The 17,667-nt window shown below is 27.8% G+C and carries 14 protein-coding genes; 3 read left to right on the plus strand and 11 right to left on the minus strand.

Annotated features, from left to right (window positions below):
• Nucleotides 1–60: 60 nt before the first annotated feature.
• Nucleotides 61–1,563 carry a glycosyltransferase family 39 protein gene (locus AC2JAQ_RS09815; protein WP_488456290.1) on the minus strand — a complete coding sequence of 501 codons (1,503 nt, stop codon included), beginning with the start codon at nucleotides 1,561–1,563 and terminating at the stop codon, nucleotides 61–63.
• A 315-nt stretch (nucleotides 1,564–1,878) separates the two neighbouring features.
• Here AC2JAQ_RS09815 and AC2JAQ_RS09820 point away from each other — a divergent pair, with 315 nt between their 5' ends.
• Nucleotides 1,879–3,210, plus strand: coding sequence for a polysaccharide deacetylase family protein (locus tag AC2JAQ_RS09820; protein WP_488456291.1), 1,332 nt, complete (start codon nucleotides 1,879–1,881; stop codon nucleotides 3,208–3,210).
• A gap of 67 nt (nucleotides 3,211–3,277) precedes the next feature.
• Here the strand turns inward: AC2JAQ_RS09820 and AC2JAQ_RS09825 are convergent, their stop codons facing one another.
• The 9 genes from AC2JAQ_RS09825 to asrA form a co-directional block, all read right to left on the minus strand.
• Nucleotides 3,278–3,694 carry a zinc ABC transporter ATPase gene (locus tag AC2JAQ_RS09825; protein WP_488456292.1) on the minus strand — a complete coding sequence of 139 codons (417 nt, stop codon included), beginning with the start codon at nucleotides 3,692–3,694 and terminating at the stop codon, nucleotides 3,278–3,280.
• Between the two features lie 213 nt (nucleotides 3,695–3,907).
• Nucleotides 3,908–4,855, minus strand: a complete 948-nt coding sequence (locus AC2JAQ_RS09830; protein WP_488456293.1) for a carbohydrate kinase family protein — start codon at nucleotides 4,853–4,855, stop codon at nucleotides 3,908–3,910.
• Nucleotides 4,848–6,311 carry a glycoside hydrolase family 32 protein gene (locus AC2JAQ_RS09835; protein ID WP_488456294.1) on the minus strand — a complete coding sequence of 488 codons (1,464 nt, stop codon included), beginning with the start codon at nucleotides 6,309–6,311 and terminating at the stop codon, nucleotides 4,848–4,850. The genes AC2JAQ_RS09830 and AC2JAQ_RS09835 overlap by 8 nt, the downstream gene beginning before the upstream one ends.
• A gap of 54 nt (nucleotides 6,312–6,365) precedes the next feature.
• Nucleotides 6,366–7,343, minus strand: a complete 978-nt coding sequence (locus AC2JAQ_RS09840; RefSeq protein ID WP_488456295.1) for a LacI family DNA-binding transcriptional regulator — start codon at nucleotides 7,341–7,343, stop codon at nucleotides 6,366–6,368.
• A 133-nt stretch (nucleotides 7,344–7,476) separates the two neighbouring features.
• Nucleotides 7,477–8,829, minus strand: coding sequence for a sucrose-specific PTS transporter subunit IIBC (locus AC2JAQ_RS09845; protein WP_488456296.1), 1,353 nt, complete (start codon nucleotides 8,827–8,829; stop codon nucleotides 7,477–7,479).
• Nucleotides 8,830–9,172: 343 nt separating this feature from the next.
• Nucleotides 9,173–9,799, minus strand: a complete 627-nt coding sequence (locus AC2JAQ_RS09850; RefSeq protein ID WP_488456297.1) for an alpha/beta hydrolase — start codon at nucleotides 9,797–9,799, stop codon at nucleotides 9,173–9,175.
• A gap of 536 nt (nucleotides 9,800–10,335) precedes the next feature.
• A complete protein-coding gene (asrC, locus tag AC2JAQ_RS09855) occupies nucleotides 10,336–11,382 on the minus strand; it encodes a sulfite reductase subunit C (RefSeq protein ID WP_488456298.1) in 1,047 nt (348 codons plus the stop codon).
• A 12-nt stretch (nucleotides 11,383–11,394) separates the two neighbouring features.
• Nucleotides 11,395–12,186, minus strand: coding sequence for an anaerobic sulfite reductase subunit AsrB (asrB, locus tag AC2JAQ_RS09860; protein ID WP_488456299.1), 792 nt, complete (start codon nucleotides 12,184–12,186; stop codon nucleotides 11,395–11,397).
• Nucleotides 12,187–13,218, minus strand: a complete 1,032-nt coding sequence (gene asrA / locus AC2JAQ_RS09865) for an anaerobic sulfite reductase subunit AsrA (RefSeq protein ID WP_488456300.1) — start codon at nucleotides 13,216–13,218, stop codon at nucleotides 12,187–12,189.
• 258 nt (nucleotides 13,219–13,476) lie between these two features.
• On the opposite strand from asrA, the gene AC2JAQ_RS09870 reads away from it, so the two are divergent.
• A complete protein-coding gene (locus AC2JAQ_RS09870) occupies nucleotides 13,477–14,523 on the plus strand; it encodes a YdcF family protein (RefSeq protein ID WP_488456301.1) in 1,047 nt (348 codons plus the stop codon).
• Nucleotides 14,524–14,924: 401 nt separating this feature from the next.
• Here the strand turns inward: AC2JAQ_RS09870 and AC2JAQ_RS09875 are convergent, their stop codons facing one another.
• Nucleotides 14,925–16,919 (minus strand): bifunctional 2',3'-cyclic-nucleotide 2'-phosphodiesterase/3'-nucleotidase, encoded by a 1,995-nt coding sequence (locus AC2JAQ_RS09875; protein ID WP_488456302.1) that lies wholly within the window; start codon nucleotides 16,917–16,919, stop codon nucleotides 14,925–14,927.
• A gap of 242 nt (nucleotides 16,920–17,161) precedes the next feature.
• Between AC2JAQ_RS09875 and AC2JAQ_RS09880 the strand changes: the two genes are divergently transcribed.
• Nucleotides 17,162–17,563 (plus strand): hypothetical protein, encoded by a 402-nt coding sequence (locus tag AC2JAQ_RS09880; protein ID WP_488456303.1) that lies wholly within the window; start codon nucleotides 17,162–17,164, stop codon nucleotides 17,561–17,563.
• The last annotated feature ends 104 nt before the right edge of the window (nucleotides 17,564–17,667 follow it).

A 17,667-nucleotide genomic window follows, 5' to 3' on the forward strand; every position in this document is an offset into this window, starting at 1 on the left:
AAAAAAGATGATAGCAAATTTTGCTATCATCTTTTATAAAATTTACTTTTCATCTTGGAATTACAAATTCTTACAAAATAAAGAGCCACTACTTTCTTTTTCTTTTAATTTGAAAGCTGTGAAAGCAAGAATTATAAATATCCATGAATATGGATAAGTATATCTGTCTTGGAACTCTGTTATAAGACCAAATAAAGAAGCCCCTCCAAATATTATATAAAATAAATCTATTGAATAGTTTCTATCTCTTCTATTTTTATAAAGCCCTACATAAGTCATCAATACAAGAGCTAACCAAAATACTTTTGTATATAGTGCGCCTTCTGTACTCATTCTTATTAACATTTTACCCTCGGTCTTTCCAAGCATATTTAAATATTCATCTCTATTATATCCTTCGTCTAATCCATTTTCAGCCCAATAAGCTCCTGCAAAGTCTCCTGTATTCCATTCATTCATAAACTTTGTAACATAAAACTTTAATAATTCTACTTTTGGAGTTTCTATTAATCTTTCTTTTATAATACTTTTTGCAACTTCATCAACCTTTTCATAGTCTCCATCATATTCATTGAATATTTTTGCATCTTCCTCATTCCATCTTCCCTGAGATTGAATGTTTGTTCCTTTTAAAATTGATATACTTAAAGGTTCTGTTCCATGCCACAATGGATATTCTGTTATATTTAATGCCATTAGCATATAGCTTACTAAAGCCCATGGTAATATAAAACTTAAAATCACATTTAGAGAAGTTAGAAGTTTTAATTTTATTCCTTCTTTAAAATATATAAGTATGTACATTACATATGCAACTATAACAACATATCCTATAGGTCTAAACAGTTGAGATAAGCTTAATAAAACTCCAGATCCTAATACAAATAAAGACTTCTTAGAAAAGCTCTCAGCCCTATATGCTTTTAAAATCATAAGTACACTTGCAATAAAAAGTGGCATAGCCATGTTCTCAGAAGAAAATACATTATTATAAAAAATCATAGGTGGAAAAATTGCAGCAACTGCCATAACTCCAATTCCCTTTTCCTTATCTTGAAAAACCTCTTTACCTACAAAATAAAGTAATATTACATTTATCATAGAAAATACTATATTCATAAGTTTAATTGCAACTAATGGGTTAGAAAATATATTTCTAATTAGTGCAAAATATAGAACAGTTATAGTCATATGAGGAAATCTTCCCATATAAGCTGTACCTTTAAACATGTAACTTGTACCACCTAAGAAATCTCCTGCACATATAAACATCCTGTTAAAATCACCAACAGGAATACTATCTATATTATAAAACCATAATAATCTAATTACCAAAGCCACAATTAAAATAAAACTTATTAATATAACTTTATTAACGCTTTTCTTAATAGCAATAAAAATTCCTAAAATAAATATAAAACTAATCACTATCAATATTAATGACACATTAGTGACTTTATCAAAAAGATACCCTTTTACTACTGTTCCTCCTATGACAAATAAAAGTAATATTCTTAAAGCCCAGACTAAAAATGTATCAAATCCTTTTCTAAAATTTGTCATTATATATCTATAATTAACTCACTTAAGCTAATATATAGAGTTCACCCCCTTATTAATCATTATTTTGTAATTATACATTAATTATACATATTGCCTTATATTTTTGTAAAATAAATATAATTTATTTTAAAGCATAAATTATATATATATTTATAAAAAACAAATAGTATTACATTTATTAATATTTTTTTAACCTTTTTGTAAATTAAACCCTTAATTTGTAAAATAATATTATTAATGTACACTTTTATTTTATTTTATTTATAAGTTTACAATAAATATTAATCACATTTAATTAATATAAGGGGGCATTACATGAGAAAACTTTTTAAAATGTCCATCTTATTTTTTTCTATGCTTTTGTTAAGTGGTTGTACACTACAAAACGGTATTGCTAAAAACTCATTATCAGTTTTAGGCTTAGAAAAATTTGATGGATTAGATAAACAGGAGGATAATATAAAAATAAACCTAAATGGCAAAATACAAGATTTAAGTTTACCAATATATCTAGATAAAAATAGGTATTTGATTCCTATAAGTGAAGTAGTAAAAGACAATGGCGGTGAAATTAAATTAGAAGATGAAAATTTAGATATTAACTTTGAAAATAAAAATATTAAAGTTAATTTAAAAGATAATACTTGGAATAACACTACAAAGGAAAACTCAGAAAATAATAAATTTAAGATTAGTCCTATAGTGGAAGGTAATGTAGTATATATGTCTTTAATAGATGTTGCCAATATGCTGGATTTAAAAAGCAGATGGTATTCAAATGATAAGCTTATCAAACTTTACACTAATAGAGATATGCTAGATGTTAAACCATACAAAGGAAACGGATCCCAAAAAGGAATAATAAGATTTGAAGATGTTAAATCAACAGGAACTGGTTCAGAATATGATTCCCAATACCTTGAAACCATAAGAGTAATGGGAAGATATTTATGGAAAAAGAATGTACCTTATCATATAGCTTGGATACCTAGATATGTTAATCCTGGGAAAAATATAGACACGGATCCTTCTAAAGAAAATAACTTTGCTAATGCAGAACTTGTATATACACTAGATTTTGCAGCTTCTCATAAGGGGGAAATAGGTCTTCATGGCTATACTCACCAAACAGGTGATACAGTGAGTGGAGAAGGATTTGAATTTGGAAAGTATAATCCTTCTGTAGAAGATTTAGATACAAGAGTAGATAAGGCTATTGAAATCGCTAAAGATTTAGATATAAATATAAGCTTCTTTGAAGCCCCTCATTACACTATAAATAAGGCTCAAAATGAAGCTTTAGAAAAGCACTTTAAATATATATTTAATGATTATGACGAGAAAAAACATCAATCTCAACCTATGAAATCTCCAACCGGAAGTGGTTCTTATTATGTTCCAACTCCACTTTATTATGTTGAAAATGGTAAAGAAGATGTTATGCTAAATAAAATTGCTAAAATGTCCAAAAACACCTTTGCAGGAATGTTTTACCATCCATTTTTAGAAATGAAATTGATAGACTTTAAAGATGGACAAGATGGATATCCTGAAAGTAATTACCAAAAACCTTCTACAATTCAAAGAATAATTGATGAATTTGAAAAAAGAAACATATCTATCATTTCAATTGATCAAGTTTCTTAAAATTTAATTTCCTAAAAAGAGGATGTATCAAAAGATACATCCCTTTTTAAATTCAATGTACTTATATTCAATTTTTATTTTTTGCATCTTCCCAAACTTTAAAAAATAGTGCTATAAAAAACAAACTTAAAAATAATATTTTAAATCCTTGAATACCCTCGCTTAATCCATAAAAGGCTATTATAAAAACTACTACAATGGTACCTACTGAAACAAATTTGTTAAAAACTTCATTAGAATGCAATATTATATTTATACTGATTATTAGAGCAAAAACTAGAAGAATTATAGCTATAAAAGTTATAAAAATAATAATCCCAGCCCCTAGAGCCTCCTTTACTCCTAAACTTAAAAATTTATAAAAGTTATTAATGTTATAGGATTTTTCTGTTATATTTAAAAATATTAAATTTGATATAAACGCTAATCCTATAGCTAAAAGATTCCTATCATCATAGGATATATTTCTTAAAACTTTTTTCAAGGCTCCTCCTTAGAAATTGCTTTACTAAACTATATTCATGTTAATTTTTTAATATGCATTACTCTAAAGACAACCTCTATTAATTTAAATTAAAACTTTATTTTTCTTTTAATTAAACTTAAAAAGTTAAAAATAAAAAGTATATAAACACATTTAAAAGCTTCTTAAATCAGAGCTTTCTAAAAGTATTTATATACTCTTAAAATAGTTAAACTAGTTATATTTAATTAAATCTTCTTCTCTTGGAATAGCATCAATTGCACCATAATTTGTACAAGTTAATGCCCCTACTTTATTTCCATAACTTATTATTTCTTTCCATAAGTTTAAATCTAAATCTTTCTTATTTTTTATTTCACTTACTTTTTTAAGAACAGCTCCAACAAAGGCATCTCCAGCACCAGTAGAATCTACTTGAGCTATTTTTATTGATGGAACTATTTCTAAACTGCTTCCATTACTTAAAAGAGTTCCTTTTCCTCCTAAAGTGACAGCAACTATTTTTGCACCTAAAGAATGAAGTTTTTTAATTCCTGCCTCTAGTTCCTCTTCCTTAGTTATAAGCTTTATCTCCTCATCACTAAGTTTTAAGAAATCACAAAAACTTATAAATTTCTTACAATCTTCTATAAATCCTTCTAAGCTTTCTTCTTTTATAAGCATATCTCTGTAATTTGGATCAAAGGAAATGAAGTTTCCATTTTCTCTTCCAAACTCTAAAAGCTTAAAATAAGTTTCTCTAAGTTCTCCTTCTAGAAAACCAGTAGCTGAACCAAAATGAATTACATCATCTTTCTCTATTTTGTTTAAATCTATATTATTAAAGGCATAATCTCCATCACTACCTCTATGAAACTCGAAATCTCTTTCTCCATTTTCATCAATAGCAACAAAAGCTAACGTCGTGTACCCATCCATTTTAGTCATCTCAGTATTTATTCCTATGCTTTTTAACATATCTACTAAAAATTCTCCAAAAGAATCTTTACCAACTTGTCCTAAAAAATAAGACTCTCCTCCTAATTTACAAACAGCAGCTCCTACATTAGCTGGAGCGCCTCCTGCTTTCTTTTCAAAATTCACTCCATTTTTTAGACCCATTCCTCTGTCTTTTCCTATGAAATCTATTAATAATTCACCTATACAAAATACTTTATTCATAATAATTCACCTCATCCATTTTCCATATATTTAAGGTATTAATCTTAGCTTGACCACCTTCTGTTTTTAAACTTAAGTTGAAACTATCCTTCTTAGGATAAAGCTTCAGGGATGCTACTTCTTTTCCATCTTGGAAGTATATTTCTACTGATGACTTATCTACAAACATATTAATTTTTAAATTACCATTACATTCTAATTTAAACTTTCTTATGCCCTTCTCTCCATTAGCCATTGAATTTCTATCTATTAAACAAATTTCTTTTTCAAAATCATAAGTTAATGAAGTATATTCATCTTCCCCTTCCATGAAATTAAGTTTAAACTTTGATGATTCATATCTATCTATATCTATCTTAAATTCATAACTATTTTCTTTTACCTCCTTAAAGTTTAAATCTTCAATACATACATTATTTAAATTTACTATCTTATCCCCTCTAAGAGATTCCATTTCTTTTATAGGATTTTGATATAAAACTCCATCCTTTAATGTTAATTCTCTAGGCATAGTTAGTGAAAAAATCCATCCCTTTTCTCTACTACAATGAAATTCTTCTTTTTCAGGAAGCCCCATCCATCCAATCATAATAGTTCTTCCTTTTCCATCCTTAAAAACTTGAGGAGCATAAAAGTCAAATCCCATATCTAATTCTTTAAATTCTCTCTCACTTTTAAATTCTAAAGTACCATAATCGAAATCTCCCACTAAATACCCTGATTGATATATATTTTGATATCTGAACTCTTCTTTTTCAAGCCCTTGTGGTGAAAAAATAAGAACTTCTTTATTATCTAATTCAAAAAATGAAGGACATTCCCACATGAACCCAAAATCATTATATGAAGTTTTTAATTCACCCACAAAATTCCAATTATCTAAATCATGTGATCTATATATTACACATCTACCCTTTAAAGCCTCTCTTTGTATTCCAAGAATCATATAGTACTGGCCATCTTTTTCCCAAATATACGGGTCTCTAAAATGAGCTGTGTATCCCTTTGGTAATTCTTCAATAACTGGTCCTAATTTCTTTACTTCACCATTTTCTTGAAGAACTCCTTTGCATTGATAAGAAATTCTCTCTCCCTTATCTCCTTTAACATTTCCTGTATAAAAAACTTCTAAGTTTCCATCTTTAACAATAGCTCCACCTGAATAACAACCATTTTTATCAAAATAATCTTCTGGAATTAAAGCTATCTTAGGTATAGAAAAATCTTTAAAATTCTTAGTTTTTACATATCCCCAATGTTTATATTTATGTTCACATCCATATGGATTCCATTGAAAGAATATATAATATTCTCCATTATAATAACTAAGTCCATTAGGATCATTTATAAGTCCAAAGGGAGCTTCGAAATGAAAGTTATCCCTCCATAACTCCTTAGGAATTTTATAAAATTCTGCCGACTTTTTATTTATTTCTTCTTTATTTAAAAATTCCACTTACTTCACCTTCCTCTGTTAATAAATATATTTGATGAAGTAAATGTTTTGTATTTACTTTAACTTTTTAACACTTTCTCTTATTATAAGCTCTAAAGGAATTTCACAAGTATTTATACTTTGCTCACCATTTATTAAACTTAAAATATTAAGTGCTATTTCTTCACCAAATAATTTATAATCAATTTTCACAGTTGTTAGTGAAGGATATGTTATGGCACTGACTTCATATCCTCCAAAGGCTGCAACAGATATGTCTTCTGGTATATTTTTACCACTTTCAAGAAGATACCTCATAAGCCCAAGAGCTATATTGTCTGTTGAACATACAACGGCTGTTGGATTATATTTTAAAACCTCTTCTCCTCGCTCATAAGCTTTATCAAAAGAAAAATCAGTTTCAACAAAATCTATATGACTTTCTTTTCCAAAGGCATCATAAAATCCCTTCTTTCTAAGAATACCAACTTCCCTATCACTTTCACTAACTCCTAAGAACACAATTTTTTCATGTTCTTGTTCTTTTATATATTCACCTAAAACTCTTCCTATTTTTTCATCATCTAAAACTAAATAATTTACATAATCATTCTTTTGTCCAGTAAACAAAATAGGTATTGGAAGTTTATTAGCTAATTTCACATGCTCCTTTGAAATTTCAAAAGACATGATGATAATTCCATCTACCCCTTGATTATATAGCTTATTAATTTGTTCTAATTCTTTTTCTGTATTAAATTCACTTGTTAATATTATGCCTTGATAACCATGCTCCTCTAATTTACTATTTATACCATTCAAGGCTTTCCCTGCTGTAAATGAATCTATTCTAGGAACTATTATTCCAATTAATTTGCTTTGTTTAGATTTTAATCTCTTAGCAAAAAAGTTAGTTTCAAATCCTGTTTTCTCTATTGCTTCTTTTATCTTAATTGTATTTTCACTACTTACATAACCACCATTTAAATATCTTGAAACTGTACTTTTAGATACCCCAACCATGTTAGCTATGTCTTGTATTGTAACTTTCATCTTTTTCCTCCTAAATAAAGATATCTGTCCCTTCTTATATTATAAATTATATCATTACTTAGAAGATTTTAACCATATATAGCCACTTAGAATCTTTGAAATTAGGCTCTGTCATTTAACAGAGCCTAAAAAACTATTCTTGTGGTTTAAAGAATATATATGTTAAAGCAAATGCAACAGAAAATCCAATAGCAAGAGTTATGAAGTACTGAATTAATCCTGTATTAATATAAAGTAATGTTCCTGGTAAGGCTGTTATTCCCATACCTGTTCCAGCAAGGTTCATTATTGATGCAAACATTCCTGATGCTGCTCCCCCTATACATGCAAATATAAATGGTTTAATGAATCTTAAGTTTACTCCAAATATAGCAGCCTCTGTAATTCCTAAGAATGCTGGTATTGCTGAAGATATATATAATGAACGTTTTTTCTTATCTTTTGTTTTAAATCCTACTGCAAGAGCAGCTGCTCCTTGAGCCACTATAGCCCCTGTTATTACTGCGTTAAATGGATTTAATCCTGTGCTTGAAATTAATTCAACTTCTAAAGCATTGAATATATGATGAACTCCAGTTACAACTATAACTTGATGAACTCCACCAATGATTGCTCCCCCTATACCAAATGGTAAACTTAAGAACATTTTAAATAGTTCTAAGATGTAAACTTCACTTGTGTGCATTATTGGACCTACTACTAATAGACCAAGAATCATTGATACTAATAAAGTTAAAAACGGAGTAAGTATTAAATCTAATACGTCTGGCATAAACTTTCTAATAAACTTTTCAAGCTTAGCAGCTATGATACCTAAAACTAAAGCTGGAAGTACTGATCCTTGATAACCTACTATAGGAATACTTATTCCTAATAATGAAACATATATTGGATCTGCTCCCCCTGCAACTTGCCAAGCATTTGGAAGCTGAGGTGCTACAAGCATAAGACCTAAAACTATACCAACTACAGGAGTTCCACCGAACTTCTTCATTGTTGACCAAGCTACTAAAGCTGGTAAGAATATAAATGCTGTATCTGTTAAGACTTCCGATAAAGTATTAAAAGTTGGACTAAATTCTACTCCTAAATTAGTTAATAGTCCTCTTAATCCCATGAATAAACCAGTTGCAACTAACACTGGAATTATAGGAACAAAAATATCTCCTAACGTACGAGATATTTTTTGTGGTAATGTCATATTACTATATGCATCTTCTTTTACATTTCCTGTTTCTACGCCCTCACCATTCATGGCAGCAAAAACTTTATTTACAAAACCTGTACCTAAAATTACTTGATATTGAGCTGCTGCAAAAAACTGTCCCTTAACACCATCAATATTTTCAATTGCTTTTTCATTTATTAAGCTCTTATCTTTAACTATAAGTCTTAATCTAGTAGCGCAGTGCTCCATTGATTTTATATTTTCTTTTCCACCAATATTTTTCAATATCTCTTGAGCAACTATTTGTTCTTTACTCATGTCAAAACCTCCTAATATTCTTCTCTTTTGATATCCTTTACTTTACGATAATATGGTATCAGTTCCATATGATTTCTGTCAAGCTAAGTTTTTAATTTTTACATATATTTTTCTTTTGTTTAATAATAAAAATTTCATTAATAGTTAAATAAAATGATTATTTAATAATATTTATATATATTTATTTAAAAATTCATAATTATATAAACCCTTTACATATTTTATATGGAATTAGTTTCATATCTTTATTTTCATCTTGTTCAAGTGATAAAAAATAAAGATAAGGATAGTCATAAAAATGACTATCCTTATCTTTTCTCATATTATTACAATACCAATACAATTATCTTAATATAAATTCTCTTTCTATTTCTAAAGACTCTTTTAAACCATCAATAGTCTTCATTATATTTCCTTCTATATCAAGAGCATGATTTGCTCCTTCGATTATAAAGCTTTCTACATCATCTCTTTTTTCTATATTCATTCTATTAGCTATACTTAATAAAGGATCCTCATCTCCTGTTATAACTAATGAATTAGATTCTATATTAAACTCATCTAAAGTTTTATTTATTGGACTTATGTATATATTTTTTATATTTTTAAATCTTCTACTTAAATCTTTATTTAAGAAAGATTGCACGCTTGTTCCTATACTTTTTCCTATTATTAAAACTTCTTCATATTCTTTGTCTATAGCATTATCTATAACTTCTAAAGACTCTGAGACCATTATGCTAAATTCTTTTTCAATATTAAATTCACTTCTATTTATTTGGTATCCATATTCTACTTCTAAAACATCATATCCAATTTCTTTTGCTAATTGTTTTGAGTAATCTAAGTAAGATCTATCTAAGCAATATCCTATTCCAGGTAATATTACACAAAGTTTTTTTCCTCCAGCATCGATGAATCTTGGACTTAACTCAACACCCCAATATGATTTAATTGTTTTATCACTCATTTCAAAAACCTCCTAAATATTAAAGTCTTTAAAAATCTGTCCTAAAAAGTGATATGAAAGGGAGAAGAAACTTCACTTCTTAGGACAAATTATTCATTAAATCTATAATAAATTTTGCTAACATTCTTTGCTTTGTATATTTATTATTATAAATTTAAATAGTTATACAAGCAAAAGCGTAAAAAAATAAAGATTTAAAATTAAACTTTAATATATTAATAAATTATTAATATATTTATATTTTGTTAATATTTGTTTTCTAATTTATTCTTTTTTTTGCTTATATAAGAAATTACATAGATTATAGAATTTTTTCATTTTTCTTAATCTATGTAATTCTAAATAAATTTGACATTTAATTTTAATTATAAAAGCCGTACCAAAACTTATATATATTTTTAAATTTAAAGAGTGTACCCCTTCCCTCTAAAGTTAAACATATATAATTATATAAACTGCCAAACTATAATTTTTTATTATCCCAAAATTGAAATTATCATTAATATAATCAGATGTATTTTTCTAACATTAAATCCTTATCTTAAAGGTCTGTTAGATTCTATTGATTTATGCATTTTTATTGGTTTAACATTAAAGTTTGATCTATATTCTGTTTCAGCCCAGAATATATTATCTGCAACTAAAGCTTCTGGATTTAACTCTACTCCATCTAAGATTATTTCTTTAAATTTATGATATCCTGCTCTGTCAATTAAATGACCGCCATGTAGATATTCTGGTTTGTAATCTAAAGCCCAAGCAGAGAATTTCTGCCAGTTACCAAAAATTCCAAGAACGACTTCTTCAGTTGCAAAGTTTATGAAAGTTTTACCCATTCTAGGAGTTTGCTTTCCTGTTCTTCCACCTATAACTATTCTGTAGAATTTTTCTGGCTTTCTTGTCCAAGCACTTGCAGGACACGCTATTACACATTCTCCACATCCCACACAACAACATGGATCCTTATCTACTAATCCTTTATCATTTAAACTTAACACTCTTGTAGCATGATGCTCACAAGCTCTAACACAAGCTCCACATCCAATACATCTTTCTGGATGATATTCCATTCTAGCTTGTCCTATAACCCCAAAATCTTGAAAATGACCTTTTGCACAGTCATTTGGGCATCCAGCTACTGATACTTTTATATGGTAGTGTGATGGGAATACTAATTTTTCTATTTTATTAGCCATATCCTTAGTGTCAACATTTGCTTTTATACAATGTGAATTTCCTATACATGCCATAACGTTTCTAGCACCTATTGTTGGATATCCATTTTCATCTACTTTCATATCACAGTTGCATCTATCAACTTCAACTTCTTGTAAATAATTTTCTATAAACTTGTTTACTGCTGGAATATTTTCATATTTAATTCCTGGAATATTGAATGTTTGTCTCATACCAACGTGAAATGTTCCATCGCCCCAAGTTTCTGCTATTTCTTGTACTTGTGATAAATACTTAGCATTTACTATTCCTCCTGGAATACGCATTTGAAGCATAAACTCTCCAGGAACCTTTGATTGACGAAAACAATTTAATCTAACTTTTTTAATATCTATATCATGATTCATAAATAATACCTCCTAATCTAATAATGTCTTTGCTTTTGTATAGTTAAATACTGGTCCTTCAAGACATACATATGTTTCATTTATTCTACAGTGTCCACATTTTCCTACTGCACAAGACATTTTTCTTTCAAATGAAACCCATATCTTTTCTTCAGGAACTCCAAGTTTTAAGAATTCTAAAGCCGTAAAATGCATCATTACTGGAGGTCCAACTATGATAACTTCATAATTATCTCCAAAACTTTCTAAAGGCAATTTGTTTAAATGTACTGTTACAAGACCAGTTTCCCAACCTTCTTTTGTATCATTATCTAAAGTATATATAGTATTAAATTTTTCACTCCATCTATCTAAATCATTTTTAAATAGTATTCCATCAGAATTTTTAAAACCAAACACAAGACTTAAAGTTTCAACATAATCTGGTTCATCATAAAATTTATTTATTAAACTTCTAACAGGTGCTACCCCTGTACCACCAGCCACTACTATTACATTTTTATTTTTAAATTGTTCTACAGGCCATCCTTTTCCATAAGCTCCTCTTAAGGCAATCTTATCTCCTGGTTGTAATTTAAAAATTTCATCAGTAACTTTTCCTACTGCTCTTATTGTAAAATCTAAGTATCCTGGTCCAAATCCACTAACAGAAATAGGTGCTTCTCCAACCTTAGGAAGAGATAATTCTAAAAATTGACCATGTTCTGGAACAACATCAGAAGCTATTCTAAAAGTCCATTCTTTGTCAGTTTCCTTAACTATGTCTATTATTTCACATGATTTAGGTGTTAAAATATTTTCCATTTACATCTCCTCCATTATTTCTTTTACTGCTTTTGAAACCTTATTAATAGTAGCTGTGATTGATATATGTTCTGGACATCTATCTGTACATCTTCCACATCCTACACACATATGCTCTTCTCCAAATTGAGCTTTATAGTCATGAATTTTATGCATAACTTTATATCTCATTTTGTCTCCAGCAGTTTTTCTAAATACATGCCCGCCAGCCATTTCATCAAATCCATCTACATGACAAGATGCTTGTATTCTCTTTCTTTCACCTATATTATGATTTGAATCATGAACTATATCTCTTGTTGTAAAGCATGTACATGTACTACAAGCTAGTGTACAACTTCCACATTGAATACATCTTTTATTGTATTCTTCCCACATTGGGTGATCCTTTAATTTATTTAAAACTTCAACACTTTCTATTTCTGGAAGTTCAACCTTTGCTGTATTTTCTTCAATAAATTGAAGTTCAAATTCTTCTTCATCTTTTCCTTCAAAATATTTGTCGAATTCATCTTCTTTAACATTAAATAATAAGTTATCCTCATTAAATCTTACTGCTAAACTATAATCATCAGTTTTATTACTGTTCATTGTTGTACAAAAACAAGTATCCCATCCTTCTGTACATTCCATACATATAAACTTAACTCTATCTCTCATTCTCTTATAGAATGTGTCTTCGAAATTTCCATTCTTAAGATATATAGTATCTTGTCTTCTTTGAGCGTTTATATCACATGGTCTTGCAAATATAAGCATTTTCTTTTGGCTATCCATTTTACTTTCTCTAAACTCATTTTCTATAAAATAGTATAAAGTTTGAGAAATTGGAGTGATTACCTCTTTAACTGGATAAGTTGACTTTTCTTTATATACTATTTCTTCTACATTATTTATAACATCATACTTTATAATATCTGTATCTGAATATCTTCCTTGTTTTTCAAATCTTTTGGGAGCATAAATTATATACTCTTTTTTAAGCTCGTTGAATAAATCATTTACTTCTTGTAATTTTAATTTGTATCCCATTCAAACACCTCCAAAATTTAAACCTTGTAATTCCTAATAGTTTATTTTTTAACAAACTATTTACAACTTTATAATACTCCTTTTTATTCCATAAGTTAAATTCTTTTTTGTTATTGTTATAATAACAATTTACCTATATATAATTAGATTACTCTTTCCTTCTATATTTAGAATGAAAAAAATAATGTTTTAATATTTTTTGATTTTTAAATTAAAACCATTTACAATTTATATATAATTTTTATTTCGAGGTGTATTATGACTTTTATTTTAGCTTTAACAGCAGTAATGTTTTTAGTCTTTCTAGTATCCTATTTAAAAGATCCTAAAAAATTAATAAATGGATTGTTATTTAATATTTTTCTGAGCTTTTTAATGCTATCAATTGTTTATTTAGCTTTCTTGACAGAAAATAAAATTTTAATGGTTTTAGTTGGTATATTCTTTATATTTATTGTTTTTATATTGTTATTTGGAATATATGTTCTTATAATAGCTTTATTGATAAACTCCAAAATTGTATTAAAACATGAAAGTAAAAGTCCAGCTAACTTACTAACTCTATTTTTAGCCTTAGCTCTTATAGCACATTTGATTTTCAGTTTTACTGAACCACAATTATATTTTTCTGAATATTTAAGACCTTTATTGGGAGCTTTTACTTTTATAGAAATTTACTTTGTTTTTGATATATTTAATTTTTTAAGCATATCATTACTTTATAAATTTAGAATAAATAAATTAAATCAAGATTTTATAATAGTTTTAGGAAGTGGACTAATTGGTGACAGAGTTCCTCCTCTTTTAGCTAGTAGAATAAATAGAGCAATAGAATTCTATAGAAAACAAAGCAGAGTTATTAATCCTCCTAAAATAATATTTTCTGGCGGCCAAGGTCCAGACGAAAAAATTTCTGAAGCTTTAGCAATGCAAAAATATGCAATAGCTGCTGGAATTCCTGTTGAAGATACTATATTAGAAGATGAATCTAAAAATACATTGCAAAATATGAGATTCTCAAAGAATATAATGGATAAATTAGTAGAAAACAAAAAATATAATTGCGTATTTGTAACAAATAACTTTCATGTATTTAGAGCTAGTTTATATGCTAGAAAAGTAGGTCTAAAAGCACAAGGTATAGGCTCCAAAACAGCTCTTTACTATTTGCCTAATGCCATGATAAGAGAATATATAGCTATAGTTGTAATGAATAAAAAAAGAAATTTAATAATAATTTCATTAATTTTAATTGCTTGTCTACTTATATACCTATTAAATTTCTTTGTAACTAAAACTCTATAAAAATATTTCAAAAAAGAAACCCATTTAATTTAATGGGCTTCTTTTTTAACTATAAGCCTAAATATATTTTCTCTTTAAGTAAATTTTAAGTGTTTTCTTTCATAGAAAAAGAGTCAAAACAGTAAAAAAACTGTTTTGACTCTCTAAATTAAACTATTCTTCTGTACTTCCAACTATTTTTGTTTTAGCTTTTTTAGGTTTTTTAGTATTATTATTTTTAGCCATATTACTTTTCTCCTTAGCATTCTTCTTTTAAATTAATAATTGCAATTACTTATTTATAAACTATTATGTCTGTATTTTTATAAATGTATACTGGTACTTTATACAAAAAAATATGGTTATTTGTCCTTCATTACAAATAACCATATAAAGTCTTTTAATTACTGTATTCTTTTAAATTATTTAGAAAATTTATATGTATAAGTGCTTAATCCTTTTCCAGCATCACCTTGTACTTCTATTCCTTCAAAATCTCCTACATAATCCTTTCCATTAGTATTAGATAGGAACTTTCCTTTCACTCCCTCTCCAACTATTTTCCAGTTATTATCCTTAGATGGAGTTAATGGTGATTTAGCCTTAATATAATCAGATAATACTTGTCTTGTTTCATCTTGTGAAAGGTAAACAAGTTTATCTCCTGATTTTAATCCTGGGAAGTTTCCACCTCCACCTGCCCTATAGTTGTTAGTAACAACTAAAAACTCTTTATTCATATCTATAGGTTGTCCATTAAATGTTAGATTCTTGATCCTATTTGAATCCTTATTTATCACATTTCCATCCTTATCATATTTAGGAGCCTCTGTTATATCTATATCATAGTTTACTCCATCTATAATATCAAAATTGAATCCTGGGTAATCAAGATTTATAAAATCTTGTGCTTCACTTGAATCTTTTTTAACTTGAGTAAATTGACCTGCACTCATTTCTAGCCATTCTTTTACATCTGAACCTTTTACCTTAACAACAGCAACTAAATTAGGGAACTTATAAATATTAGATATATCCTTTATTCTTATATCTCCACTTTTTAAATTAAAATAATCTTCTGAATTTATTCCACCTTCAGTTAAACCTGCTTTAAGTGGAGCTGTTGCACATAATATAGGTAAATCCTTATAAGGTGCAAGTTCTTCATTATTATTAGCTATAAGTCCTTGTACATATTCTTTTTGAGAATCATTTATAAGTTGTATTGGCTCACTATCTGCAACTAGTGAAAAATAACTATTTAAATCTTTTGTTATTTTTCCTACTGGAGCATTTACATATTCCTTAGTAGCTTCATGATATGGCTCTAAGAAGTTTACTAACTCCTCATCATTTGCTGCACCCTTAGCATCAATATTTTTAGTAGTTCCATCAACTACATTCCATTTTCCATCTTCATTTTGTTTAAGAGTTAAATCTATAACTCCTAACTGTTTAGCAAAGTTAAGAGGTTGAACAGTAGGTGTTCCATTCATTGTTCCCTTTTCAACATCAACATTTCCTAATGATTTATATTTTTCATTTGGAAATTTATCATGTGAATGTCCAGTTACCACGGCATCTATTCCATCTATCTTTGTTAATTCATAAGCCTCATTCTCATCGCCTTCATTATATTCTCCATCACCATAACCACTATGTGATAGAGCTATTACAACATCTGCTCCTTCCTTTTGCATTTGAGGAACAAACTTTTCAGCAGTTTCTTTTATATCTGCAACCTTTACTTTTCCATCTAAATTTATTTTATCCCAATTTAAAATTTGAGGAGGAACAAAGCCTATTACCCCAACTTTTAAATTTTGTTCTTGTCCATTTGAATCCATAACCTTCTCATCAATTATTTTATATGGTGTAAAAACATTAGTTTCTCCATCCTCTTTATATATGTTGGCATTTACAAAAGGCATATCACTATTATTAACAATGTCTTGAAGGTAATCTAAACCATAGTTAAATTCATGATTTCCTAATCCACCAACATCATAACCCATTTTTTCTAAAGTTGAATAAACTGGTGATTTCTCCCCCTTTTTAGGTGGATTAATCTTACCATAGTAATCTCCTAAAGGAGTTCCTTGTATGTCATCCCCATTATCAACTAATATAACATTATCTATGTTATCATTTACATTAGAGTTCGGATCTACTTCATTCTTTGCATCTTTTATTAGGGTTGATATTTTCACCATTCCCATATTGTCTAGTTCCGAATCAGTATAGTAATCATAGTTCATCAAATTTGAGTGCATATCAGTAGTAGCTAATACTCTTAACTTAACTTGATTTCCATTTGATGCTTGCTCACTTCCACTTTTAGAATCACAGCCCCACAATAATGATCCAGTCACCAACTGAGCTGCTAATATTGTTGCTATTATTCTTTTCTTTTTCAAATTTTACACCATCCTTAAATTTAATTCTTAATAACCTTTTAAACAATTTTAATGGTAAATAAAGTTTAATATACCACTTACCAGAATAATTTTAACATATGGTTACTATTTTAACAAGTTATTTACATATAGCCCATTTTCTTAATTTTTCCTTAATTCTTTACAAATTTTATTTCTTTATTTTACATTTTATTAACTTTTATGTTATATTTTAATAAATAAACTTTATGGGAGGTATCTTTATGGAAAATCAAAAACAAGAAAAAATTGGGGCTGGCATTATTACACTTTCAGTAATCCAAATAATCTTCTATGCTTTTGGTATATTGGGATGTTTAATGTTCTTTATGCCGCCAGTACAAGAAATCATGGGTGAATTTTATGCTCAAACTGGTTTAACTACAACTACAGTAATTATAAATCTTATTTTTACAATACTACTTTTAGCAAGTGTAATTCTCATATTAATGAAGAAATCTATAGGAGTTTATCTATATTTTTTAATTACAGCAGCAAGTATTATCTATACAATAATAATGACTGGTTTTAGCATAACAAATCTTATATCTTCATTAATATTTCCTATTTTAATGGCATATTTTATCTATAAGAAGAAAACTTTATTTGGTTTAGGTAATAATTAATTTTTAATATGTAGCAAAAGATTAATAAACAAACTTAAAGATAACCATTTTATAAAAAGAACCATAACATAATTATGTTATGGTTCTTCTTTTTTCTCTAAACA

This window comes from Clostridium sp. LIBA-8553 (genome assembly GCF_057782465.1).

What these genes read in the sequence shown, in the direction of transcription:
- AC2JAQ_RS09870 (WP_488456301.1), top strand. Translation starts at nt 13,477, where the DNA reads ATGACTTTTATTTTAGCTTTAACAGCAGTAATGTTTTTAGTCTTTCTA.
- AC2JAQ_RS09880 (WP_488456303.1), top strand. Translation starts at nt 17,162, where the DNA reads ATGGAAAATCAAAAACAAGAAAAAATTGGGGCTGGCATTATTACACTT.
- asrB (WP_488456299.1), bottom strand. Translation starts at nt 12,186, where the DNA reads ATGGAAAATATTTTAACACCTAAATCATGTGAAATAATAGACATAGTT.
- asrC (WP_488456298.1), bottom strand. Translation starts at nt 11,382, where the DNA reads ATGAATCATGATATAGATATTAAAAAAGTTAGATTAAATTGTTTTCGT.
- AC2JAQ_RS09830 (WP_488456293.1), bottom strand. Translation starts at nt 4,855, where the DNA reads ATGAATAAAGTATTTTGTATAGGTGAATTATTAATAGATTTCATAGGA.
- AC2JAQ_RS09820 (WP_488456291.1), top strand. Translation starts at nt 1,879, where the DNA reads ATGAGAAAACTTTTTAAAATGTCCATCTTATTTTTTTCTATGCTTTTG.
- AC2JAQ_RS09840 (WP_488456295.1), bottom strand. Translation starts at nt 7,343, where the DNA reads ATGAAAGTTACAATACAAGACATAGCTAACATGGTTGGGGTATCTAAA.
- asrA (WP_488456300.1), bottom strand. Translation starts at nt 13,218, where the DNA reads ATGGGATACAAATTAAAATTACAAGAAGTAAATGATTTATTCAACGAG.
- AC2JAQ_RS09845 (WP_488456296.1), bottom strand. Translation starts at nt 8,829, where the DNA reads ATGAGTAAAGAACAAATAGTTGCTCAAGAGATATTGAAAAATATTGGT.
- AC2JAQ_RS09850 (WP_488456297.1), bottom strand. Translation starts at nt 9,799, where the DNA reads ATGAGTGATAAAACAATTAAATCATATTGGGGTGTTGAGTTAAGTCCA.
- AC2JAQ_RS09815 (WP_488456290.1), bottom strand. Translation starts at nt 1,563, where the DNA reads ATGACAAATTTTAGAAAAGGATTTGATACATTTTTAGTCTGGGCTTTA.